The 22395-nt window shown below is 55.9% G+C and carries 23 protein-coding genes and 1 tRNA gene; 21 read left to right on the top strand and 3 right to left on the bottom strand.

Annotated features, from left to right (window positions below; genetic code table 11):
* The first annotated feature begins 276 nt into the window (after positions 1-276).
* Complete coding sequence (locus A9Q02_RS01435; protein WP_097650592.1) at positions 277-828, top strand: GNAT family N-acetyltransferase; 552 nt, start codon at positions 277-279, stop codon at positions 826-828.
* Between the two features lie 121 nt (positions 829-949).
* Here the strand turns inward: A9Q02_RS01435 and A9Q02_RS01430 are convergent, their stop codons facing one another.
* From A9Q02_RS01430 to A9Q02_RS01420, 3 genes are all read right to left on the bottom strand, one after another.
* Positions 950-1639: a DUF2202 domain-containing protein gene (locus tag A9Q02_RS01430; RefSeq protein WP_172450495.1), complete on the bottom strand. Its 690-nt coding sequence runs from the start codon at positions 1637-1639 to the stop codon at positions 950-952.
* A gap of 278 nt (positions 1640-1917) precedes the next feature.
* On the bottom strand, positions 1918-3933 hold the full coding sequence (locus tag A9Q02_RS01425) for a hypothetical protein (RefSeq protein ID WP_097650590.1): 2016 nt from the start codon (positions 3931-3933) through the stop codon (positions 1918-1920).
* 105 nt (positions 3934-4038) lie between these two features.
* A tRNA-Ser gene (locus A9Q02_RS01420) sits at positions 4039-4130 on the bottom strand.
* Between the two features lie 648 nt (positions 4131-4778).
* Here A9Q02_RS01420 and A9Q02_RS01415 point away from each other — a divergent pair.
* The 20 genes from A9Q02_RS01415 to A9Q02_RS01320 all read left to right on the top strand — a co-directional run bounded on the left by A9Q02_RS01415 (position 4779) and on the right by A9Q02_RS01320 (position 22380).
* Complete coding sequence (locus A9Q02_RS01415) at positions 4779-5822, top strand: TRM11 family SAM-dependent methyltransferase (RefSeq protein WP_245860179.1); 1044 nt, start codon at positions 4779-4781, stop codon at positions 5820-5822.
* Between the two features lie 340 nt (positions 5823-6162).
* Positions 6163-7314 (top strand): M20/M25/M40 family metallo-hydrolase, encoded by a 1152-nt coding sequence (locus A9Q02_RS01410; protein ID WP_097650588.1) that lies wholly within the window; start codon positions 6163-6165, stop codon positions 7312-7314.
* A 315-nt stretch (positions 7315-7629) separates the two neighbouring features.
* Positions 7630-10179: a GAF domain-containing protein gene (locus A9Q02_RS01405; RefSeq protein WP_172450492.1), complete on the top strand. Its 2550-nt coding sequence runs from the start codon at positions 7630-7632 to the stop codon at positions 10177-10179.
* Positions 10180-10200: 21 nt separating this feature from the next.
* Complete coding sequence (locus A9Q02_RS01400; protein WP_097650586.1) at positions 10201-10926, top strand: response regulator transcription factor; 726 nt, start codon at positions 10201-10203, stop codon at positions 10924-10926.
* Positions 10927-11032: 106 nt separating this feature from the next.
* Positions 11033-11242: a gas vesicle structural protein GvpA gene (gene gvpA / locus A9Q02_RS01395; protein ID WP_097650585.1), complete on the top strand. Its 210-nt coding sequence runs from the start codon at positions 11033-11035 to the stop codon at positions 11240-11242.
* Positions 11243-11297: 55 nt separating this feature from the next.
* The gene (gene gvpA / locus A9Q02_RS01390; RefSeq protein WP_097650585.1) at positions 11298-11507 is read left to right on the top strand and encodes a gas vesicle structural protein GvpA; all 210 of its coding nucleotides are present in this window, start codon (positions 11298-11300) and stop codon (positions 11505-11507) included.
* A gap of 139 nt (positions 11508-11646) precedes the next feature.
* Positions 11647-12153 (top strand): hypothetical protein, encoded by a 507-nt coding sequence (locus A9Q02_RS01385; protein WP_141508652.1) that lies wholly within the window; start codon positions 11647-11649, stop codon positions 12151-12153.
* A 385-nt stretch (positions 12154-12538) separates the two neighbouring features.
* On the top strand, positions 12539-13267 hold the full coding sequence (locus A9Q02_RS01380) for a hypothetical protein (protein WP_097650583.1): 729 nt from the start codon (positions 12539-12541) through the stop codon (positions 13265-13267).
* 58 nt (positions 13268-13325) lie between these two features.
* Positions 13326-14288 (top strand): gas vesicle protein GvpN, encoded by a 963-nt coding sequence (gvpN, locus tag A9Q02_RS01375; RefSeq protein WP_097650582.1) that lies wholly within the window; start codon positions 13326-13328, stop codon positions 14286-14288.
* 18 nt (positions 14289-14306) lie between these two features.
* Positions 14307-14663: a hypothetical protein gene (locus A9Q02_RS01370; RefSeq protein ID WP_141508650.1), complete on the top strand. Its 357-nt coding sequence runs from the start codon at positions 14307-14309 to the stop codon at positions 14661-14663.
* Positions 14664-14678: 15 nt separating this feature from the next.
* Positions 14679-15191 (top strand): archaeal heat shock protein Hsp20, encoded by a 513-nt coding sequence (hsp20, locus tag A9Q02_RS01365; RefSeq protein ID WP_097650580.1) that lies wholly within the window; start codon positions 14679-14681, stop codon positions 15189-15191.
* The gene (locus tag A9Q02_RS01360) at positions 15191-16231 is read left to right on the top strand and encodes a hypothetical protein (RefSeq protein WP_141508648.1); all 1041 of its coding nucleotides are present in this window, start codon (positions 15191-15193) and stop codon (positions 16229-16231) included. Before hsp20 ends, A9Q02_RS01360 begins: the two co-directional genes overlap by 1 nt.
* Before the next feature lie 36 nt (positions 16232-16267).
* The gene (locus tag A9Q02_RS01355; protein WP_097650578.1) at positions 16268-17038 is read left to right on the top strand and encodes a GvpL/GvpF family gas vesicle protein; all 771 of its coding nucleotides are present in this window, start codon (positions 16268-16270) and stop codon (positions 17036-17038) included.
* A 48-nt stretch (positions 17039-17086) separates the two neighbouring features.
* On the top strand, positions 17087-17344 hold the full coding sequence (locus A9Q02_RS01350; RefSeq protein ID WP_172450489.1) for a gas vesicle protein GvpG: 258 nt from the start codon (positions 17087-17089) through the stop codon (positions 17342-17344).
* A gap of 48 nt (positions 17345-17392) precedes the next feature.
* On the top strand, positions 17393-17659 hold the full coding sequence (locus tag A9Q02_RS01345; protein WP_097650576.1) for a gas vesicle protein GvpO: 267 nt from the start codon (positions 17393-17395) through the stop codon (positions 17657-17659).
* Positions 17660-17789: 130 nt separating this feature from the next.
* Positions 17790-18092, top strand: coding sequence for a gas vesicle protein (locus A9Q02_RS01340; RefSeq protein ID WP_097650575.1), 303 nt, complete (start codon positions 17790-17792; stop codon positions 18090-18092).
* 24 nt (positions 18093-18116) lie between these two features.
* Positions 18117-20285 carry a CDC48 family AAA ATPase gene (locus tag A9Q02_RS01335; protein ID WP_097650574.1) on the top strand — a complete coding sequence of 723 codons (2169 nt, stop codon included), beginning with the start codon at positions 18117-18119 and terminating at the stop codon, positions 20283-20285.
* Positions 20197-21294, top strand: coding sequence for a GvpL/GvpF family gas vesicle protein (locus A9Q02_RS01330; RefSeq protein WP_097650573.1), 1098 nt, complete (start codon positions 20197-20199; stop codon positions 21292-21294). Before A9Q02_RS01335 ends, A9Q02_RS01330 begins: the two co-directional genes overlap by 89 nt.
* Positions 21291-22163, top strand: coding sequence for a GvpL/GvpF family gas vesicle protein (locus A9Q02_RS01325; protein ID WP_097650572.1), 873 nt, complete (start codon positions 21291-21293; stop codon positions 22161-22163). Before A9Q02_RS01330 ends, A9Q02_RS01325 begins: the two co-directional genes overlap by 4 nt.
* Entirely contained in the window at positions 22156-22380 is a 225-nt protein-coding gene (locus tag A9Q02_RS01320; protein ID WP_097650571.1) for a gas vesicle protein, read from the top strand. The genes A9Q02_RS01325 and A9Q02_RS01320 overlap by 8 nt, the downstream gene beginning before the upstream one ends.
* The last annotated feature ends 15 nt before the right edge of the window (positions 22381-22395 follow it).

The following is a 22395-nucleotide window of genomic DNA, read 5'->3' as shown; positions in this document are numbered from 1 at the left end:
GCCGGGTTGTTCAGGGTCATCCTGGTTCTGTTTTGGGATGTCTACCAGCCCTTGCTTGTCGTAACTGGGGCTATCTGCTTTTAGAGTGCGTTCTCTCCACTATGGGTGTTAGCGCAACCGTTGTGTTTGCCGAATATCTTGTAAAGAAATCATTCCATACCGGAGATATTTTTTAACTAAAGTAACCACGTTGTAACTATTCATGTTATAGTTCATTCCATTACTTAGCAGCCCTATATAAATCCACTGAATGTGAGCATATAAAGGAGGCAGGGCATGGCCCAACGCACTGAAGCGGCAAGCAGCAGCGTAGCATTGAAGGATGGTCGTCAGGTTACCATCCGTAACTTTACTGAGAACGATAAGTTAGCCCTATCGCAATTTGGTCAGGCTCTTCCGAAAAATGACTTGCTCTACCTTGAGGATGATTTTACCCATCCCGAGATCATTGCCCGTCTGGCGAATGCTGCCCACGCCGAAAATTGGCGTCAGGTGATTGCTGTTAGTCCAGAAAATGAGATTGCGGGCTATGCTGCTGCGTTACGACTTCCCGGTTGGTCGAATCATGTGGCGAATATTCGCTTGATTGTGTTGCCGAGCTATCGGCGCAGTGGCCTTGGCATGCATCTCGCTCAGGCGATTGTTGAAGCTTCTCGTGACCTTGGTGCGACCAAAGTCACGGTTGATATGCTCGCGGCGCTCACGGCAGGCCAGGCGATCTTTAGTCGCCTTGGTTTTGCCGTTGAGGGCCAACTCGCTCGTCACGCGATTGACCGCGATGGCAATCTGCATGATATTGTGATTATGTCGGCGTTTGTCCGCGTCTGAGTGACGTAGCCGACGATCGAGATAGTTGCCGTTTACCCACAACCGAGCGCCAGCATTGCTGGCGCTCGGTTGTGGGTTTTGCGCTTCGGCACGCTCTTTGTTGTCCTCACAGTGTCTGGTATTATGGGCGTTGCCCGCGTCGCTGATTGCCCTGGCCCTGATTGCCCTGCCCTTGATGGCCCTGCCCGGCTGCTTCCATAATAGCGGTGTATTCTGCCATCGACAGGTATTGTGGCTCATAAGCGGTGCCTGTCTGGTTTTCGTACTGGCTCACAAAGGCACGCAGATGGTTCTCTGAGGCGGCTTCGAGTTGGCTGTAGACCCGGGCAATGTCGGCAGGCAGATCGCTTGTTGTCCGTTCGCGTAGGTCCAGAATGTCAATTTCTTCAACCGCGGCACCAATGCTGAGGGCTGCTGTGACTGAGGTTTTGCCCTCGGCTAACAGGTCATTGTAGAGGGCTTGCAGGGCTGGATCGCTGAACACGCCAGGTGCCGTGCTTGCCGCTGGATCAGCGATGCCATAGCGCTCCAACAAGGTCTTGACGGCGTCGGTGTGCGTCTGCTCGCTTGCCGCGATGTTGGTAAAGACGGGTAGCTTCCATGTTGCACCTAACGCTATGTAGAGATCGTGGGCCAGTTTTTCTTCTTCACGCATAAAGACGAGGCCGTCACGCTGTTCCTGACTCAGGTTGGTTGCGACAACCGTCGCTGGATCGCTCGGCAGTGCGCTGCCTGGGCTCGCACTTGCTGGTGTGACTGCGCATCCGGTGAGCAAGGTGATGAGTAAGAGGATGATCATGGTCGGGCGCATTATTGTTTCCTTTGACTGGGCGGCTTGCTTTACTATGTGCCGCTGAACGGTATGATCCCAGGGCGATTGCATCATACGAAATCGGATACAACGGGGCACCCCTTGCGGGTGCCCCGCCCCTTGCGGGTGCCCTTGCGGGTGCCTTGGCGGGGTGCATACACGGAAGATGCAATCGCCCTAGGTATGATCCCAGTCTAGCAGGAAGCGATGGAGAAGCGATGGAGTTGCGTTGCAAAGGTTGTGGAAGCTCAGGTTAGAAACGAGCTGACGGGTGATGGTCAGCTCTGGCGCTGTAAGCGTATGCCGCTGCCAAGTAGCGCACTTCCGGTGACGATGATTAGCAGTGCGCCAGTCCAGGCGCGTGGCCCGGTCAATTCGGTGCGCGGCAGGTACCAGGCCCAGTGGTCAACCAAGTGCTGGTTGGGCGGGTCGTAGTACCAGGCCCAGCGTGGCCGTGGCCGGGTTGGCAGCGGGGCAATGGCGGTGTCGGCAATGGTGATCGGCCCGCCATCTTCTGTCCGTCCCTGGAGCAGCATCAGTTGTGGCCCGAGTTCGTCGTTGCGCTCACTGAAGCCGATGGCCTGTGGATTCCATGTGACGGCCTCGATCTTCAGCCGGGCTTTGCCTGGTGGCACCAGGAGGCGATAGGTGCGGATGGTGCCCGTTGGTGGCGTGCCGATACGCTCCTCATTCAACCAGAGGGTCAGTTGACTTGTGGGGGCCTCGGCTGGACGGCGATCATCCAGGGTGAGCGTGAGTTGGGTACCGGCGGTGGTACATCTGAGCTTGCCCTGCGCCCCTGTCCTTCGTGGTAGCAGCGCCCCTCCCGGGTCTTCACTGGCATACCAGCCATCCCCGAGACGGCAGATCGGTGCTGGTGCGGTATACGCACTCCAACGCTCCGTCAACATTCGCCAATGCCCAAGCAGCGGTGAACCGGGCAGCGTGTAGACCTTGTCGGTCGGTGTTGCGAGCACGACGTAGGTGCTGAAGTTGAAGAGAACACCGCCCAGGTTGCCAACAAAACCGATCACCCCCACGAGGATCACCAGGCCAATACGACTGTGACCCAGCGGAGAGCGTTGCTTACCAGGGTTGTGTTGCCATAACCCAGCGGCCAGCAGGATCAGCGGCGGGATGGCAGGGAGCAAGAAGCGTGGCCCCCAGACGCCGCCGCCTTCCCATTCGCCCCAGCGCGCATAGAGCAGCAAGTGGCTCAGAAAGAGCCCCAAGCCGAGCAGTACCGCCTCGCGGTGCCCGCGTCGCCACAGCACCACGGCCCCTGGCAAGGCCAGTAAGACCGGCGGGGCAAACAAGAAGAGACTCTTGCCCGGGCTAACGAGCAACCCATAGAGACCTTCGGTGAGCGGTGCCGTAAAGAGGTTTGCTTCACTCGCGTACCCCGAGGCGAAGGGTGTACCAAAACGAGCCAGGTTGTACCATACGAGGATGGCAAGGCCAGGCACCAACCCGACGCCCCAGGCAAACGGTACAAGCCATGCTTCACGGTACCGCTGTTGTCGCCACGCCTCGCCACTCATCCAGAGCAGATAGAGACCGAGGATCGGCAGCGCCACGCCAGCGGCGATGCGGGTTGTCGGCAACAGGCCAGCCGCCAACCCGGAGCAAAAGAGCATCAGCGAAACCCACACGAGATGCTCTTTTGGAGGTGAACTGGAGTGCGCACGACGAAGGCGTGGTGGCGCGACGCTCTTTTGAGGTGTCGACCCAGACTGGCGAAGGAACTGGCCTGCGCTCCAGGCGCGTTCGGCAGCAAGCAACAGCAACAGAGCCGCAACTGGTTCAGAAAAGAAAGTCCGTGCATAAGGCCACGCGAAGGTTGCCAGGCCATAGAGGAGAGCCAGGAACACAGCCCAACGATGGCGGGCGCCCAGTTTGAGGGCCCACCAGGCGATCAGGGCTGCGGTCGCTGCGGTGATCGGCCCATTGAGCATCATCACCGCAAAGCGGGCTGTATAACTGCTGGTGGCCGGATCGCTGCCTCCGAACCATGACCCCAGGGCATAGAGCGGCAAGGCAAGCAGCGATGGCAAGACACCATACGGTGAAAAGGACTGACCTTCACGCCCGGGCCGCAACGCTGAAAACGGCGCATCAGCGTCATTGCGCACGACCACATCACCCTGCTCAAGCAGACTCCGCGTGACGGCCAGCATCGTCTCTTCATCGGGCGAATAGGTATGCCCACTCATCGTCAGCAGATACCAGCCGCTCAAGAGCAGGGTCAGGGCGACAAAAAACGTACGTGAGCGAGGGTGCGGTGACGTGATCATAGGCACCTGACGGGCAGCCGACAGAAGTCAGCACTCCATTGATCTACCGGGGCATCAGTATGGGCGATAAGACAAGGATTTAGAAGATAGAAAAGAGGAAATAGATGGCGGGCAGGGAGGGATTCGAACCCTCGACAGCGTTGCCGCTGTACGGCATTTCCAGTGCCGCGCACTAGACCAGACTATGCGACCTGCCCAATGCTGGCGATTGTACCATGAGGTGAATGCTGATGCAACACGTGTATGTGTTCGGGTCAGGGCGATTGCATCATACGAAATCGGATACAAACATACGCGCTATGTGGCAGCATGTGCATGCAACCAGCGGCGCCAACGGCGGCCCCCGGCCCTGTAGGGGCACCCGCCAGGGGTGCCCCCTCAAAGGGTTTCACCTGTTCTGGGAAGGGCTTCCCAATGCAGTAAAACGCCTCATGGGTGCCTGCCAACATATATACCGCATTGGGACGAGTTAAACCGGGGCTGTGTCTCACGAAAAGCGGTCGTTTGACCCTATTTAGTGAAACCCTTTGAAAGGGGTGCCCCTACAGGGCCGGGGCCCGGTGTAGGGGCACCCCTGGCGGGTGCCCTGGCGGGGTGTATACACGGAAGATGCAATCGCCCTGGTCACGCAGGTGGCTTTTGCTCTCCAGAAGCCGAGCCGTTGACGGCCACGGCAGACGATGCAATTGCCGTGGCTCTCAGGTGAGGGGTGAACTCTTCCTGCAATAGATCGAGTAAGATAAGGGTTGCGTGACGGCTGTTATGCTTGTGTACCTGGAATACCTGCGCTTTTGCCAGAGAGAGAGCCACGTATGTCGACCGACGAACCGCTTCGCTTCAATGCAGTGAGCCTGCTTGAACGACTGTCGCAATGGAAGGAAAGCGAATCGCTTGCCCTTTTGCGTCAGGGGCTTGCCGCATTTAAAGCCGAACTAGCCCTGGCAGTATCTTCCTGTCCTGCCGATGCGAGCGATGGCGCGAGCGTTGAGCTTGGCCGGCGATACCTCGAGCGCGAGCTTGACCAGATTGCCGCCGCATTGACGCTGGAGCGGGCGAGGTACTATCTTGAGCGCCTGATCCGTGCTATTTCGGAAGTGCGAACCGGCGCGATTAACGATATTAACCTCAATCGTTGGAAAGAATACGAAGACCTTTTGACTGACAGCTTGTGGCTGATCGACCGGCGTGACGATTCGGGTGCGCACACAGCAGGCTACTGGGGCAACTTCATTCCACAGATTCCCAACCAGATGATGCGCCGCTACACCAAAAAGGGAGACTGGGTGCTCGACACCTTTGCTGGCTCGGGCACTACCCTGATTGAAGGGCAGCGTCTTGGGCGCAACACCCTGGGAATTGAATTGCAAGCACGCATGGTGGCGTATGCCAAGGGCTTGATCGAAGTCGAGCCGAATCCGCACAAGGTTGTGCGAGATGTCGTGCAGGGCAATAGTGCGACCCTTGACTATCACGAACTTTTGGCGCGGTACGGCCAACGGAGCGTCCAGTTGGTGATCATGCATCCCCCCTATTTTGACATTATTCCCTTCAGCGACGATCCTGACGATCTATCCAATGCGGCATCAGTTGATCATTTTCTGACCTTGATGGGCACCATTGCTGAGCGAGCGGGCGAAGTGCTTGACCGAGGGCGTTACCTTGTGGTGGTGATTGGCGACAAATACACGCGTGGCGAATGGGTTCCACTGGGCTTTCAGGTAATGAACGCCATTCTCGACAAAGGATTTGCCTTAAAGAGCATCATCGTCAAGAATTTCGAAACAACCACAGCGAAACGCGAACAGAAAGAACTATGGCGTTACCGTGCGCTGGTGGGTGGTTTCTATATCTTCAAACATGAATATATCTTGCTCTTCAAAAAACGCTGAAGAGGAGATTGCCTCACGCGCCACGGCGTCTCTGGGTTAACCCAGAGACGCCGTGGCGCTATGTGCCACCGACAGCCAGTGTTCAGCTTCTGAATCAAGACAAGTTCCCCGGATGGCTGATGCGCATCTTCACAGATTGAAATGGTATAATCTAGCTGGAACCTTGCCAGACAGCAACCTTCTCACGCTTCCTATAATCCTGTTCCTCCACCTCTACCTCCACACTACACGCAGGGCAATAGAGCCATGTGTTGGAGGTGCGTTGTAACGATGTGACCCTGGACTAGCTTTGATGAGGCCAGTTGGAAGCAAACAGGCCTCTTGCACATATTGGCAGCTTATGGATATTCAGCGTTGGCGTGCCCATCCACTTGTTCGTTCAGCCTTAGCTGAACTGGCTGATTACCGTCCCATCCTCGCAACCGCCCTAGCGGTTCAGCAGATCCCTGCTCCCACCTTTGACGAAGGTGAGCGGACGGCATTTGTCCTCGAGCGTTTCCATGCGCTGGGCCTACAGGATGTGACTTCCGATGAACTCAACAACGTTTATGGTCGGCGACCGGGGCCAGCCGGTTCACCGGCCCTGATCGTTTCGGCCCATATTGATACCGTCTTTCCGCGCGAGACCGACCTCACGGTGCGGTATGAAGGCGACCGGGTGTATGGGCCGGGGCTTGGTGACAACAGCACTGGGGTTGCGGCCTTGATTCATCTGGCGCAGACGTTGCAGCGTCACAACTTGCCACATCAACGTGATATCTGGTTTGTGGCGAATGTAGGCGAAGAGGGCTTGGGCGATCTTTGTGGGATCAAAGCGGCCCTTGCCCGGCTCCGCACAAGAGCCGGCCAGGTGATTGTGCTAGAGGGATGTGATTTTGGGACGTTGCACCATCAGGCTATCGGCGTGCGGCGTTACCGGATCGAGGCGATTTCGCCGGGTGGTCATTCATGGGCTAATTTTGGCGTCCCGAGTGCCATTCATGCCCTGGTGCGTCTGGCTGCCCAGATTGCGTTGCTTTCGGTGCCGCGCACACCGCGCACGACCTTTAATATCGGTGTCATCGAAGGTGGTACGTCGGTCAATACGATCGCCGAACATGCAAGCATGTTGCTCGATATGCGTTCGGTTGATGCCAGGGCGTTGCAACATCTGATTGCCCAGGTTGACCGTCTTGTTGCGCTAGCGGCAGCGGAGACCGAGACCATTCAGTTTAAGACGACCGTCGTTGGTGATCGGCCTTCGGGGGCTATTCAACGCGAGCATCCCTTGGTGCAGATGGCTGTTTCGGCGTACCACGCGGTTGGGGCAACGGTGAGCTATCAGCATAGCAGTACCGATGCCAATATCCCATTGAGCCAGGGTCTTCCTGCGATTTGCATTGGGTTGACCGAGGGTGGCAATGCACATCGCCAGGATGAGTATATTGTGCCCGCCAAACTTGGACGTGGCCTCCAGGCGTTATTGTTGATGACGCTTGCCGCAAGCTCGTAGCTGTTTCACGTGAAACACCAGATGAGGCCAGGATCGTAGGGAATAGGGGATAGGTAAAGAGCCGAGCGCATCAGGAAACGATACATGCCTCGGTACAGGAGCCTGAGACCTCACCGGTCTTCAAGACCGATGAGGTCTCACGGGCGCTCACCCTGTTGTTCGCGGCGTTATTGGCCCGTGGGCCATGTGGTACGCAGGGTGACACAACCCCAGAAAACGTGCGTTACACACAACATCCTGTGCTTCGGGCTGTCCCTTTGTCGCGTACTCGCTCTAGTCTGGATCGTGCACGATCCTATAGGAGCAAGGAAGGCCATGTCAGATCAGGCAACAACGGAACTTCTGCTAGAGGATCTGCTTCAGCTTGTAGCGAATGCATGTGAAGCACCGATGGTTATCATTGCGGTGATGGGGGGTGATCGCGAGTTTTTCAAATATCGGCGTGGGGTGCAAACCCGCTGGTTGCCTCGCGTCCATGCGTTTAGCCTGGAGATCATGCACCAGTACGGGGTGTTCCAGGTCGTTGATCTGACGGCTGATGCCCGTTTTCGTGCGCATCCGCTGGTTGTGGGTGCGCCATATGCCCGTTTTCTCGCGGGCGTTCCGCTCTTCAATCTCCAAGGAACCTCCATCGGTTCGCTCCTCGTCCTTGATCAGCTTGCACGCACCCTGACCCCACAGCAAGAGCAGATGCTTTGTAATGCTAGTCGCCAGATCAGTAACTTGCTTGAGCAAGAACACAAAGCCCTTGCGCGTGCCATCCCGCGCCGGACACAGCGTGACGTGCCGAAGAGTCGGCGTCAGGCGGCAATTGCGCAGTTGAACTGGCGTGCCTTGAGCAGCGAGTCACTGGCCGATCTCTTTACCTGGACGGTGCGCCATGTGGCTCGTGCGCTTGATGTGACCTGGTGTCGCATTGTTGAGGTGTTGCCTGCCACTGATTACGTCAAAGTGCATGCCTATCTGACTGATCCAAAAACGATCCAGCAGCGAATCTATGTCTCCTTAGAAGAAGATCCTTTGCTGGCCTATACCCTGCATCAATTGACGCCGACAGTGGTCAATGATCTGCCGGTAGAGGATCGTTTCGCTGGAGGTGCCCTTGCTGGCTTGCACCATATGCGCAGCGGTATCTGCCTTCCAATTGCGTATAAAGGTCGTACGTTTGGTGCGATCACCTTGTTGAGTAAACAGCGGCATACCTTTTCGCGGGCTGATCTTGCGTTTGTGCAGACAGTTGCCGATGCGCTGTCGATGGTGATTGAACGGACATGGCGCGATCGTACGTATGAGGTGGTCACGACGCTTTCGCGGACAATGCGGGGCGGCACGTCGCGGCAGCATATGCTGAAACTCTGCCTTGATTATATGTATGTGCAGTTGAATAGTGTTGGCATTGCCTTATTGCTGCGCCACGAACAGGGGCTTGTCGTTGTTGCGGCACGTGGCATCTGGACGTCAAACCAGGGCGGGGTTCTTACCGATCCGTCAGCGTCTTCATTGCAGATCTTGCGTCAGGGTCAGGTCGTGCAGCACAATGCGCCATCGTTGTCTCATCCTGATTTTGTCGCCGTGAATGCCCCTCCTGTCGCAGGCTTGCTTGGCCTTCCATTGCATATTCACGAGATGGCGCTTGGGGTGCTTTGGGTTGGCAGTGCGGAACCAATCACCGTGTACGAGACGCGGCTGATCGAGCGCATTGCTGATATCTTGACCAATGCGATCTATCGGGTCGACATGCACGACCATACGGTGCAGCTCTACCATGAACATGCCCAACTTTCGGCAGAAGTTTTGCAGGCAAAACGTCATCTCGCCAATATTGTCGAATCGGCGAGCGATCTCGTCATTGCGACCGATGGCAAGGGTGAAATTGTGACCTGGAATCGCGCTGCCGAGCAGATCAGTGGCTATACCCGTGAAGAGGTGATTGGCCGTAATCTTGCCGAACTCTGTTCTGTTGACCAGCGGCCACGCATGCGCGAATTGCTTGAAATGTCTGGTGTTGGCCGCTCTGTTTATACATGTGAAATAGACCTCCTCGCTCATCACGATCAACTCATACCCATTGCGTGGCGGTTTTCCCCAATCGAGCTTGAACCTGGGGTCGGGGCTGGTGTCGTTGTCGTTGGCCGTGATCTCACCGAGCACCGCAAGTTGCAGGCGCAGGTGTTTCAGTCGGCCAAGATGGCGTCGCTCGGTGTGATGGCGAGTGGGATTGGGCACGAATTGCGCAATCCCCTGGGCATTATCTCGGCGAATGCCCAGCTTGCCCAGGATCATCTCGGTAATTCTTCCCTGCTTCAGCAATGCCTCCAGCAGATCCATCATGCGACGAGGCGTGCTGCCATTATTATTGATAGCCTATTGACCTTTGCGCGGCCCAAAGCAGTTGAGGTTGAAGTCGCCGATGTGAAACGGGTACTTGAGTCAACCTTGTTGATCATGGAGTATCAGTTGCGGATGCGGGGGATTGATTTCCGGCATGCTATCCCCCCCGATCTGCCAGCGGTTATTGGCAATGGTGCCCTTTTGCAACAGGTCGTGACCAACTTGATCCTCAATGCCTGCCAGGCGATGCCCGGGGGTGGTCTCTTGCAGATAGAGGCAACCTGTGAAGCCGATTGGGTCAGGTTTAGCGTGCGTGATACCGGGGTGGGGATCCTCCCTGAACATCTCTCGCGCATTTTTGATCCCTTCTTTACGCACTGGACGACAGGCCAGGGCACGGGCCTTGGTCTGGCGGTGAGCTATAGCATCATCCAGCAATGTGGTGGTGTGATTGAGGTGCAGAGTACGCCCGGATTGGGGACAACCTTCCTTGTCCGGTTACCCGTAGCTGAAGCAACCCTCCATCAGAACTGATAACGTAATAGGAAGCAGGTTATGACGGCGAGTCGAATTCTTATTATTGATGACGAGCCTGATCTTGTCTGGGCTCTGAAACACACCCTTATGGATGAAGGCTATGATGTGATGACAGCCTTCAATGGGGTTGATGGCCTTGCGCTCGCGCAACATCATCAACCTGATTTGATTGTGCTTGATATTGTCATGCCGCAGATGGATGGAGTACAGGTATGCCTTGCCTTGCGCCGCCAGATTGATCTTGCGGCGGTTCCGATCCTCTTTCTCTCGCGGCGCAATTCGATCGAGGATCGCATCGGCGGATTGGATGGTGGCGCGGATGATTATCTGGTCAAGCCCTTTGATTTTGGTGAATTGAAGGCCCGCATCCGTGCCTTGCTCCGCCGTGTCAGTCAGAATAATCTTGCCAATGAACCAGAGCAGAGCGTACTCTCCTATGAGGATTTGCACCTTGATGTGCATACCCGTATTGCCAACATTGGCTCGCGGGCGGTTATTCTGACGCCGTCTGAATTTGACCTGCTGCACTATTTCTTGACCCATCAGGGCGAAGTCTGTTCGAGTACGCGGTTGTTGCAAGAGGTCTTTGGGTATCCGGTTGATCTCGCTGAGCGGGGCCTCGTGCGCTGGCACATTATGAACCTTCGCCACAAGATCGAGCTTGATCCCAACAACTCGCAGTACATCCGCACGGTACCGCGTCATGGCTACATCCTGGGTGGGATGGTCGAGACCAACCGTTAGGCTGACAAACTGCTGATACCCTAACGCATACCTAACACACAAGCGCTCCCTGGCGTAGTATGCTGCGTGTGTGGAATGTTTAAGCGCGAAAGGGGGTGAATGTAACATGGCAATCGAGAAGATGAACGCATCTAGTAGCCTGGCCGAAGTCATTGACCGTATCCTTGATAAGGGTATTGTTGTTGACGCATGGGTTCGCGTATCGCTTGTCGGCATTGAGTTGCTGGCAATTGAGGCTCGGGTGGTCGTCGCCGGTGTGGATACCTATCTGAAGTATGCCGAGGCCGTGGGCCTGACCGCCGCCGCCACTGCTTAGGACTTTTTCGTACTTTCTTCTTTCGTCTCTATCACTTGATATTAGGAGTACTACCATGGCAATCGAGAAGATGAACGCATCCAGCAGCCTTGCCGAAGTCATTGACCGTATCCTCGATAAGGGCATCGTCGTTGACGCATGGGTTCGCGTATCGCTCGTTGGCATTGAGTTGCTTGCGATTGAGGCTCGTGTGGTCGTCGCTGGTGTGGACACCTATCTGAAATATGCTGAGGCCGTGGGCCTGACCGCCGCTGCTACTGCCTAACGGCTTGTTCTGTGTCGGGTAGCGTATGTGGCTGGTTAGATAACAGTGGGGAGCATGGTCATCCGTATGAGGCACGCCGCGCTCCCCGTTATGTTGGCTACCATAGTTTCGCTCGCTCGATAAGCAATCGGAGGTTCCAATGTCACTATCCGAAGATATGAGCCGTCTCACCGCTGAAATGCGGGCGGCGTACGACAGTCGGGTAGCGGCGGTCGGTGCCCTGCAAAAAGAGACCGAAGCTCAACTTGCTGCGACGCGTCAAGCCCATCTGACGATGGCAACTGCGCAGCGGCAAGAGTTAGAGGCATTCAATGCAGCACTTGAAAAAGATGTTGCTGGGATGCTTGGTGGGTTTGATGCCGCGCATAAGGCGATGAGTGCAGAACAGCAGCAGAAACTTGATGAGTTTACTGGTAATCTGCGCAAAGATGTTGCTGACTTCTTGAAGACCTGTGATAACGAGCGACAGTCAATGTCGCAGGATCAGCGTCAGCGGCTCGATGCTTTCATGGCCGATCTGCGTGAACGGACACAAACGTTCATTGCTGACGCAAACGCGGCGAGGATGGAAGTGCGTGCTGATCACCTTGCCTCCAAGGAAGCTTGGGCGCAATTCAATCAGGATATGGAAAAACGCCGAGGGTGACTTCGGCGGTAAACTTCCCTTCGCTACTAGTTATGTTCGGTCAATACACCATAGCAGCCGAAACGTTGTTCGCCTTTAGCCTTGACTTGAGAGCATAGTCTCTGGCGGGTCATCTTCGATCATTTGATCGACGTCGCGCTGTCGAACAAGGTGTATCTCTGGTCGTACCAGGCGCGGTCAGGCGCCACGCCGGTAACGAGGGGTCGCTGGTTGACACCAGTGGCCCCTCGGATGATAACTCTTGTTCGCTTGGCTGCTTTATCTCGCTTGGGACATTTGGTTGGGCAGGTGAAGAGATGCGTTGAAGGGTCGGTTCGCAGCACTTTTTTTTGGGAGGTTCATCTGCTAGATGGTCTGCACTGCGAACTAGCATAGAGAGTGACCTATGTATTTTGGACAGCGACGTATTCGTTCGGCCGGTCGGACAAGCGGGAGTGTCGAGGTGACGCTGCCACCGCAGTTGCAGGCGCTACAAGAGATCGAGTGCCGCCTGATGCTTCGTGATGGGGCGACGCCAGAAATTATCATCCAGCCCGACCTTTCGGTTGCGTATAACCTGTTGCAGAAACTCTGGTCGCTGGTTGGTGCAGCTCTGGCCGACATTGATGAGATTGGTGACTTTGATGCGTCTGAGTTTACGCTGGCGTTGATGCCGCCGTCGCATTGGCAGCGCCGTCCCCCGCTGGCCTATGTTGATGCGCTGGTGGTGTTGCGCCAGGGCGCTGCTGGGGGTGGAACCGAGGCATTGGCCCGCCTGGTGGCATGTATGTCAATTGTGGCAGCCTATCGCCTCGGTCTGTCCGAGCCACTGGCGCTCGCGTTTGGCGATGTGGTGGCCTATCTCGTGCTTGGTGTGGCGACCCAGTCGGGCCTGGAGTATGAACGGGGCCTGGCGCAACAACTCTATGGCTCACGTGATGGTGCGGGAAAGGTGTCGCTTGATCCGGGGGCCTGGACGCGCTCGGCCCCGGGCTTGCGCCGTGTCTGGGAAGAGTTTGAAGGCTGGCATGCCGATCCCCCTACGTATACTTCGGCCCGTCAGCGCTGGTATCTTGCGCTTAATCTTGAACTCGGAAGTGCCCACGCTGCCGTGGGGTCGCCGACAATGCGGTAAGTTGGGCACCCACATGGTGCTGCACTTGACCCTGATCAGGTAAGGAGAAACAGGAGCAATGTCCACTGCTACGAATACTGGTAACCGAACTAAGGCGTTTATTTCACTGCAATCCAGTGTTGATTTTGTGGTGACGAGTACGACTTCGCAGGTGATGGATCGGGCGTCAGCCTATCTCACCGCTGGCTTTCCTGTCCATTTGCGTGGCCCGGCCGGTACCGGTAAAACAACGCTGGCGTTGCATATTGCGGCACAGTTTCAGCGCCCGGTGATGTTGATTGTTGGTGATGAGCAGTTCACGTCTTCTGATCTTGTTGGTGAGCAGAATGGCTATCGCTACCGCCGTGTGGTCGATCGCTATATCCATTCGGTCGTGAAGTATGAAGAAGATGCCGTGCAGCAGTGGGTTGATAATCGACTCACGACTGCCTGTCGCGAGGGCTTCACGCTCGTCTATGATGAGTTTACCCGCTCGCGCCCCGAGGCCAATAATGTGTTGCTTGCGGTGCTCGAAGAACGCCTGCTTGTTTTGCCGACGTCAACTGGACGCAATTCGTATCTCAAGGTGCATCCTGAGTTTCGGGCGATCTTTACTAGTAACCCCCAGGAGTATGCCGGGGTTCACGAGTTGCCTGATGCGCTCAGTGACCGCTTGATCACGATTGATCTCGATTATTATGATCGCGAGACCGAGGTCACGATTACGCAGTCTAATTCGGGCTTGCCCCTCGATGAGGCCGCACGTGTGGTTGATCTTGTGCGCGAATTCCGTTCTTCGGGTGAGTATGACCAGGCACCTACGCTGCGGGCGTGCATTATGATTGCTCGGGTGACCGCGTTGCAAGGCCTGTTGCCTTCCTCTGGCGATCCACGCTTTGCTCAGATCTGTCTCGATATCCTTGAGTCCAAGATGGATTTTAGTATCAAGAATCGTGCCCGCCGGATGAATCAGCGCAAGATGTTGCTCCAGTTGATCGAACATCATGCGACTCGTGTGATGCCTGAACAGACAGGACTTTAGAGCGAAAGGGCGCTGGCTATGAAGACCCGGAAGATCCGTGGTATGCGTGATGTGATGACGTCGCGTGGGTCGGGCGGGCGTTCGGTCCCACCGACGCGTGAAAAGATCCTGGCGGAACAGGCGCGCCTCGAACATAAGCGGGCGATGCTTGAGCGTGAACTGGCCATGTGGTCGGAAAATCAGCGCCAGACGGCTGAACGCTTGCAAGAGGTGCTGGATCGGCTTGAAGTGCTGATGGAGGCGACCGCCCCCCCAGTTCCAGCCCCCGAACCTGAGGCCAAAGCGTTGCGGCCAAATCGGAACCGTGTCGCTCGGGATGATGAGTCTGATGATGACTCTTTGACTGAATGGCATGCGATTGTGCTTGAATATTAATAAAGGAGAAGAGCTGTGAGTGACAAGAAACAACCACAGATCAATCTTGATCTTGGTCTCGGTGGACTCTTCAAGGGTCTTGGTGATCTCCTTGATGCGGTCTCGGATCTAGCTTCCAACGACAAGCTTGAGATCAATCAGAGTGGCGAGTTTGAGGTGAAGGGGCTCGGCGAAAAGGGCCGTGGTGTCTATGGCGTGAGTATTCGCACGGCGAGCGATGGTTCGCCGCGGGTGCAGCGCTTTGGCAATATCCGCAAGACCGAGGCTGGCCCCGAGGTGGCGGACGTCCGTGAGCCACTGGTGGATGTCTTTGATGAGAGTGAAGAGATCGTGATTGTCGCCGAATTGCCCGGGGTCAGTGAGGCCCAGATTCAGGTTGAACTCAAGGACGATATTGTGAGTATCGAGACCAATGGTGAGCGCCGCTATGCCAAAGAGATCCTGCTCTCGGCTCCGGTGGAGGCTGCATCGCTTAAGCAGAGCTACAACAATGGTATTCTCGAACTGCGGTTGATGAAAGCAGCGTAATGATGGGTCGCGGCGTCAAACACGTTCAGTTGCACTGGATCGGGTCGACCGAGTTACGGGTCGTCTCAGATATTGACGAAGGGGTCAGCCCGATTGTCCAGGCCGAAGAGATGGTCATCCGACGCTATATGCAGCACGTGACGTGGCCTCATCGGCGGGTACAACTGTTTGTGTTACAAGATCTCAGCCCGTTGACGCGACAACTCGATCTCACGTTGGCGTCGGTGCCTGGTGGCACGACGATGATCGCCAGCCGGCCAGTGATTAATCTCTATGATCTAGCGCATCCTGAGCGTTGCAATGTCTTTGTCAATCAGCAGGCGATGGAACTGGCCGGCTACTGGGATGATTTGCTGGCTGTGCAGGGGTTGCTCGCCCACGAGCATGCGCATCCGTTGGCCGAAAATATGACCACGCATGCCTCGCGCTCACTGCGTACCAGGCTGGCATTCAGGCCAACTGGTTCTGGTGATGGCCTGCCACAGGCGAGTCGCCTCGAGACGCTCTTGAGCGAACTGCTCGAACGGTTGGTGATCAGTGCACCCCGTGAGATTTTTACCAATCAGTTGACGCTTGAAACCGGCTTTGATCAGGCGCTCTTGCACCTCAATCGCCGTAATGTCGCGAATGCTGGCCGTAGCCTAGCCGGGCGGGCGCAGTTACGCAATCTGCTCGAGCAAGATGTTGCTAGTGGCAATCGTAGTGAGCAGGTCGTTGGTCAGATCTTGCTCGGGGGTGATCTCGAGAGCCACCTTGTGCTGGCGATGGAAATAGCTCCCTTTGTGCGTGCTGGTCATGACCATGCCGCCCGTGAATTGTTACGTGTGCTCGAACGTGAAATCTTCCCACAGCTTGAACCGCAGGTAGCACCAGCGTTTGCTGCGATCAATCGGCTCTATATCGATCTAGCACCTGATCTCTCGGTCGAAGCGCTCGTGACGTGGGGGCAGCAGGTGGCTGCGCACCTTGTTACCGCGCTGGCTGAACACGAGCTTCTAGTCGAAGCGACGGTTGAATCGCGGTATGAACCTGGTGCGTAAAGGTTAACCATCTTAATCTGCGTAGGAGAAAGTCTCATGCCCGCTCCAAACATCGAAATTGGCGAATACCTCTACTGCATCATTCGCAGTTCGGCTCCGCTGACCTTTCAATCACGTAGCATCGGGGGCCAGGATGCCCAGGTGCATGCGCTTGTGTATAAGGATCTCGCTGCCGTGGTGAGTAGTTCGCCGATTGTTGAGTACGATAGTACGCGCCGCAATATGCTTGCGCATACGACGGTGCTGGAAGAGGTGATGAATACGCACACCATTCTTCCGGTACGGTTTGGCATTGTTGCGCCGGATGCCGAGGCGGTTGTTGAGCAGATGCTCAAGCGTCGTTACGACGAGCTTGAGCAATTGATGCACAAAATGGATGGGTGTGTTGAACTGGGCCTGAAAGCCTTCTGGTATGAAGAAGTCGTCTATCGTGAGATTGTGGAGGCTAGTCCTGCTATTCGCCAGTTGCGCGATAGCCTGGTGGGCAAGTCACCTGAGGAGACCTACTACCAGCGGATTAAGCTCGGCGAACTGGTCGAGTCGGCGATGAAACGCAAACGCGAAGAAGACGCGCACTATATTCTAGAGAAGATCGAGCCGCTCGTGCTGGAAACCCGGAATAACATGGTCATCACCGAGCGGATGGTGCTCAATGCGGCGTTCCTGGTCAGGAAAGAGCATGAGACCGAGGTTGATCAGGTCGTCCAGGAGTTGGATCAAGAGATGGGCAAGCGCATGATGTTCAAATACGTGGGTAGTGCGCCGCCCTATAACTTTGTCAATATTGTTGTCCGCTGGGATAGTTAGGATCAAATCTCCCGCCAGAGCGGGGTTGGAACCAGAGAGGAGCTACGCGTGGGTATCTTGACTGACCTGCTGCTGTTGCCGGTGACAGCCCCCATCAATGGCACCATCTGGATCGCCGAGAAACTGCTCGAGCAGGCTGAAGGCGAGATCTACGACGAAGGGAAGGTTCGTGGTCAGTTGATGGAGATGGAATTGAAACTTGACCTTGGTGAAATTACCGAGGATGAATATATGGAGGCCGAGGAGTATTTGCTCGAGCGGATCAAAGAGATCCGTGAGTACAATGCCTCTAAGGCGCAGCAGTGATTGATCGTTCTGAGTTCTATTGTTCTGAGTGAAGCAAGGAGGCTTTCTATGCCAATGAGCGTAGGTGAGATTGCAATGCGGGCCAGGGATCAGTTGGTTGGTCTGACGGGTTTGCCGGCAGGGACGGTTTCGAGCCTGGCACATAGAGAAGATGGCTGGCACATCATCGTTGATATGATTGAGCTCAAACGCATTCCCGAGTCGAGCGACATTCTCGCGACCTACGAGGTGGTGCTCGATGAGAAGGGCAATCTGATGAGCTATGAGCGTACCCAGCGCTATTATCGTGGGCAAGTCGAGGGTAAAGTACAATAAACGTGCGCTGCAATGAGCCTGTTGGTGTTAGTTGTTCGATGACGGGCTTCGTTGCAGCGTGCTACTCAGTCAGGTGCCCTGACGCAGAGCCAGGCTTTGTTTCAGGATGCCTACGAGAGGATAGGAAGTAATGGCCTCTAATCAGTTGCAGCACTCGGTGCAGTCAACCAATCTGGCCGATATACTTGAGCGTGTGCTTGATCGGGGCATCGTTATCGCCGGTGATATTACGATTTCACTGGTTGGCGTCGAGTTGCTGTCGATTAAGATTCGCTTGCTTGTTGCTTCAGTTGATAAAGCAATGGAAATGGGTATCAACTGGTGGGAAAATGATCCTTATTTGACCACCAAAGCACGTGAGCTTACAGATGAAAATAAAGCTCTTCAAGAGCGTATTGAACGTCTTGAGGCGCAGGTATCGGTCAGGCAATAGCCTGGTTTAGGAACGGTGACGATCATGCCTGAAGAAGCAATGGTTCAACTCCGCGTTGCCGAAGCCCTTACCAAAGATGTGGGTCGGGGTCTTGTGCGTCTCGACCCGCAGGATCTCGATCGTGTGGGCTTAGGGATTGGCGATGTTGTAAAGATCGAAGGCAAACGGGCTACGGTGGCTCGTGCGATGCCTGCCTATACCGAACAACGTGGGATGGGGCTTGTTCAACTCGATGGAATTCTTCGACTCAATGCCGGCGTGGGTATTGATGAGCGTGTGAGCGTGAGTCGCGTGACCGCCCAGCCTGCCCGGATGATTGTGCTGGCCTCGGCCGAGAATGAGCGCCAGGTTACGTCGGCTCAGGCCCGTTATCTGGCGAAACAACTTGATGGGATTCCGGTGGTACCTGGCGATCGCGTCCGGATCAACTTGTTTGGGACGCGCTCGCAGACCTTTACTGTTGAGGAGACGACGCCAAACGGGCCGGTGGTGATAAGCTCTGCAACCCAGGTGCGCATTTCCAAGGCCAGTGAAGGCCGTGAACGCGGTGCTCTGACGTATGAGGATATCGGTGGCTTGCGCCGTGAGATCCGGCGTATCCGTGAAATGATTGAGTTGCCACTACGTTACCCCGAGATCTTCGAGCGCCTTGGCATTGATGCGCCCAAGGGGGTCTTGCTCTATGGTCCTCCAGGAAGCGGCAAGACGCTGATTGCCCGTGCAGTCGCGAATGAGACGAGTGCCCATTTTGTGACGATCAACGGCCCCGAGATTATTGATAAACTCTACGGTGCTTCAGAAGCCAATCTGCGTGGTATTTTTGATGATGCGCGCAAGCACACACCTTCGATTATTTTTATTGATGAAATTGATGCGATTGCACCCAAGCGGGAAGATTTGAGTGGTGATCGCCAGGTTGAGCGCCGGGTGGTTGCGCAGTTGCTGGCGTTGATGGACGGCCTGGAGTCGCGGGGCAATGTGATTGTCATTGCTGCGACCAATTTGCCGAATAGCATCGATCCCGCGTTGCGTCGCCCCGGACGGTTTGACCGCGAGATTTCAATCAATGTCCCTGATAAAGATGGCCGCCTCGAAATTCTCGAGATCCATACCCGCGGGATGCCTCTGACGAATGATATCAACATGACTCAGATTGCCTCGATTACCCACGGCTATGTCGGGGCCGATCTGCAGGCCTTGTGTCGCGAAGCGGCGATGAGTGCGCTGCGGCGACTCTTGCCCGATATTGACTTTAGCCAGGCCCAGATTCCCTATGATAAACTGATGGCCCTTGAGGTCAACCGCGATGATTTTGATACGGCGATGGCCGAGATTGAACCATCGGCGATCCGCGAGGTCTTCACCGAGATCCCCGATGTCAATTGGGAGGATGTTGGTGGACTCGAAGACGTGCGCAGGCTGCTGGTCGAGGCGGTCGAATGGCCGTTGCGCCATAGTCGGGCGTTTGATACACTCGGTGTACGTGCCCCCAAAGGGATTCTCTTGCACGGCCCTCCTGGTACGGGCAAGACGTTGCTCGCCAAAGCCCTGGCAAGCCAGAGCGAGGCCAATTTCATTTCGGTCAAAGGGCCTGAGTTGCTCAATCGCTGGGTCGGTGAGTCGGAGCGTGGGGTGCGCGAGATTTTCCGCAAGGCACGCCAGGCCGCCCCGTGCATTATCTTTTTTGATGAGATTGATGCTATTGCCCCGCCCCGCGGTGGCAGCAATAATGATGTGACCGAGCGCGTGGTGAGTCAGTTGCTGACGGAACTCGATGGGATCGAGTCGCTCAAGGGGGTGGTGGTGCTGGCTGCGACCAACCGGATTGATCGTGTTGATGCGGCCCTGCAACGCCCCGGGCGCTTTGATTTCCTGGTTGAAATGCCCCGGCCCGATCTTGCCGCCCGTCAGGCTATTATCGCGGTTCTGACCCGTCGGATGCCGCTGGGCGATGATGTTGATCTCGACGCGATGGCACGGGATTATGAAGGTGCCGTCGGCGCGGATCTCGAGGGTCTGTGTCATCGGGCGGCTCTGTTGGCAATCCGTGAGTATCTTGATCGACGCGCCGGATCTGCCGAGCGAATGGAAAGGGAAGAGTTGTATGACTTCGCTGAACTCTGCGTCAATCAACGCCACTTCGACGCGGCACGACGCGACCTCGCAGTACCTGTACGCCATCATTCCAGTTGAAGAGGCGCTGATCTTTGAGGTTGAAGGCGTCGAACCTGGGAGTGATGTTTATACAGTTCAAGACGGCGGGTTGGCTGTGGTGACGAGCCAGGTGCCCCGTAGCGATTTTGGTGGCCTCGATCGCGCCGAGGCCATGCGCTACCTTACTGCGCACCAGCGCGTGGTTGATGCGGTACTGCGTGAGTATCCGTTGCTCCCCGTCAAGTTTGGGACGACTCTCTCCAATGAACGCCGCCTGATACAATTGTTGCGTCAGAGCAAGGCGTTGTTGCGCGAACACCTGACGCAGCTCGAGCAGAAAGAGCAACTCGAGGTGGTGGTGCTCTGGGATCTCAACAAGGTGCTCGCTGAGCTTGCTGCTTCGCCCGAGGTTGTAGCGGTGAAGGAACAGGTGGCTCAGTTGCCCGCTGAACAGAGCGAGTCGGGGCGGATTCTCCTTGGACAGTTGGTACATGGCTTGTTGCAACAGCGGCGGGCGGGACTCAGTGCCCATGTGTTGGAACATCTGCGGGTGGCTGCCGAAGATGTGGTGGTCAATCCATTGATGGATGAGACTATGGTGGCGAACTTGGCGTTGCTTATTGATACGCGCAAGCGGATGGTTTTTGATCAGCGCCTTGATCAACTTGATCAACAATTTGGTGGTCAGTTGCATATTCGCTGCATCGACTCACTCGCCCCTTATAGCTTTGCGACGGTTGAGGTGGCGATGCTCGATTTCGCTGAGGTTGTGGCGGCACGCCAGGTGCTCGAACTGGATGAGGAGGTCTCGGCGGCGACGATCAAACAGAGTTTTCGTCGGTTGGCCGCCCGCACCCATCCTGATTATAACCAGGACGACCCCACTGCGAGCAGCCAGATGGATGCGCTGACGAATGCCTATCGCTTCTTGACCGAGGTGGCAACGTCTCAGGTTGGCAGTGATCCGCAGGCACTCTGTCGGCTCAGTCGTGAGGACGTCGAGGCGACGCTGATGGTGCGGGTGGTGCGTCAGGAGGCGGTAGAATGATGGTTTTGCCCCCCTTTGATCCGGCTATTTTTGCCGACAATCTGCTGGCGTACTATGCCTATGCGGTCGTGCGGCCCCATGCGAACCTGTCGGATGAGCCCTTGCTCATTGAGGGCATCGAGCCTGCCTATCAGGTGCAGTCGTTTGGCCATGACGATCTGCAGGTCATGGTGAGCGCGGTGCCGTTGACCGAGTATGAGGTTGATCGCTTGCGTGAACGTGTCCAGGATATCGAATGGCTCGAAGCCCGGGCGGTTGCGCATCAGCGGGTACTCGTTCAATTGATGCAGTACTATACGGTTGTGCCGTTGAAGTTTTGCACGATCTATGTTGGTGAAGAGCGTCTGCGCCAGGCCATCACCGAGTATGGTGATACGTTCCGTGCGGCGCTTGACCGCATTGAAGGCTGCCTCGAATGGGGCGTGAAGCTCTTCTATGATCGTGCTGTCCTGACGACCTGGGCTCAACAAGAGGTGCCCAAGCTACGCGATCTTGCCAATACGTTCAACGCAGCTTCTGAAGGTGTTCGGTATATGTTGAGCAAGCGCTTGCAACGGGCTACGCATGAAGTGGTTGATGATCTGATGTACAATGATGCTCAGGCGATCCATCAGACGCTTGCGGCACTGGTACGGGCAAGCGACCGTCATAAACCACCGGCAACCCAGAGCAATACGGCCAATGAGCCGATGGTCTTGAATGGGGCCTATCTTGTGGCCGAAGCAGAGTATGAGGCTTTTACGGCGGCGTTCGAGCAGGTATGCACAACGTATGGGCCGCGTGGTTTGCGGCTTGAGCTAACTGGCCCGTGGCCGGCGTACAGTTTTGTCGAACCCACCGAGGATGTGCAGGAGGTTGTTGATGGGTGATGATTTCGAAGGGCGCGAAATTGCCATCATTGATCTCCTTGATCGTGCCCTCGATAAGGGTGTCTTCTTGTGGGGTGAGCTGACGCTGTCGATCGCTGATGTTGATCTGGTCTATGTCGGGCTTAAAGCACTGATTTGTTCGGTTGACACGGCCGATAAGATGCGCAATGCGGCCTGGTATCAGTTGGTTGAACATCAGCGTGAGCTTGAGGCGTAAGTTGGGGGGAAGGTG

Source organism: Candidatus Chloroploca asiatica (assembly GCF_002532075.1).
GTDB lineage: Bacteria > Chloroflexota > Chloroflexia > Chloroflexales > Chloroflexaceae > Chloroploca > Chloroploca asiatica.
The sequence above is the reverse complement of the archived record's forward strand: the minus strand, read 5'-3'. Positions and strand labels throughout refer to the sequence as shown.

Coding starts and splice junctions, on each gene's coding strand:
- gvpA (WP_097650585.1), top strand. CDS start 11,033: ATGGCAATCGAGAAGATGAACGCATCTAGTAGCCTGGCCGAAGTCATT.
- A9Q02_RS01325 (WP_097650572.1), top strand. CDS start 21,291: ATGATGGTTTTGCCCCCCTTTGATCCGGCTATTTTTGCCGACAATCTG.
- gvpN (WP_097650582.1), top strand. CDS start 13,326: ATGTCCACTGCTACGAATACTGGTAACCGAACTAAGGCGTTTATTTCA.
- A9Q02_RS01355 (WP_097650578.1), top strand. CDS start 16,268: ATGCCCGCTCCAAACATCGAAATTGGCGAATACCTCTACTGCATCATT.
- A9Q02_RS01380 (WP_097650583.1), top strand. CDS start 12,539: ATGTATTTTGGACAGCGACGTATTCGTTCGGCCGGTCGGACAAGCGGG.
- A9Q02_RS01370 (WP_141508650.1), top strand. CDS start 14,307: ATGAAGACCCGGAAGATCCGTGGTATGCGTGATGTGATGACGTCGCGT.
- A9Q02_RS01435 (WP_097650592.1), top strand. CDS start 277: ATGGCCCAACGCACTGAAGCGGCAAGCAGCAGCGTAGCATTGAAGGAT.
- A9Q02_RS01330 (WP_097650573.1), top strand. CDS start 20,197: ATGACTTCGCTGAACTCTGCGTCAATCAACGCCACTTCGACGCGGCAC.
- A9Q02_RS01410 (WP_097650588.1), top strand. CDS start 6,163: ATGGATATTCAGCGTTGGCGTGCCCATCCACTTGTTCGTTCAGCCTTA.
- A9Q02_RS01335 (WP_097650574.1), top strand. CDS start 18,117: ATGCCTGAAGAAGCAATGGTTCAACTCCGCGTTGCCGAAGCCCTTACC.
- A9Q02_RS01385 (WP_141508652.1), top strand. CDS start 11,647: ATGTCACTATCCGAAGATATGAGCCGTCTCACCGCTGAAATGCGGGCG.
- A9Q02_RS01360 (WP_141508648.1), top strand. CDS start 15,191: ATGATGGGTCGCGGCGTCAAACACGTTCAGTTGCACTGGATCGGGTCG.
- gvpA (WP_097650585.1), top strand. CDS start 11,298: ATGGCAATCGAGAAGATGAACGCATCCAGCAGCCTTGCCGAAGTCATT.
- A9Q02_RS01340 (WP_097650575.1), top strand. CDS start 17,790: ATGGCCTCTAATCAGTTGCAGCACTCGGTGCAGTCAACCAATCTGGCC.
- A9Q02_RS01425 (WP_097650590.1), bottom strand. CDS start 3,933: ATGATCACGTCACCGCACCCTCGCTCACGTACGTTTTTTGTCGCCCTG.
- A9Q02_RS01405 (WP_172450492.1), top strand. CDS start 7,630: ATGTCAGATCAGGCAACAACGGAACTTCTGCTAGAGGATCTGCTTCAG.
- A9Q02_RS01320 (WP_097650571.1), top strand. CDS start 22,156: ATGGGTGATGATTTCGAAGGGCGCGAAATTGCCATCATTGATCTCCTT.
- A9Q02_RS01400 (WP_097650586.1), top strand. CDS start 10,201: ATGACGGCGAGTCGAATTCTTATTATTGATGACGAGCCTGATCTTGTC.
- A9Q02_RS01345 (WP_097650576.1), top strand. CDS start 17,393: ATGCCAATGAGCGTAGGTGAGATTGCAATGCGGGCCAGGGATCAGTTG.
- A9Q02_RS01430 (WP_172450495.1), bottom strand. CDS start 1,639: ATGCGCCCGACCATGATCATCCTCTTACTCATCACCTTGCTCACCGGA.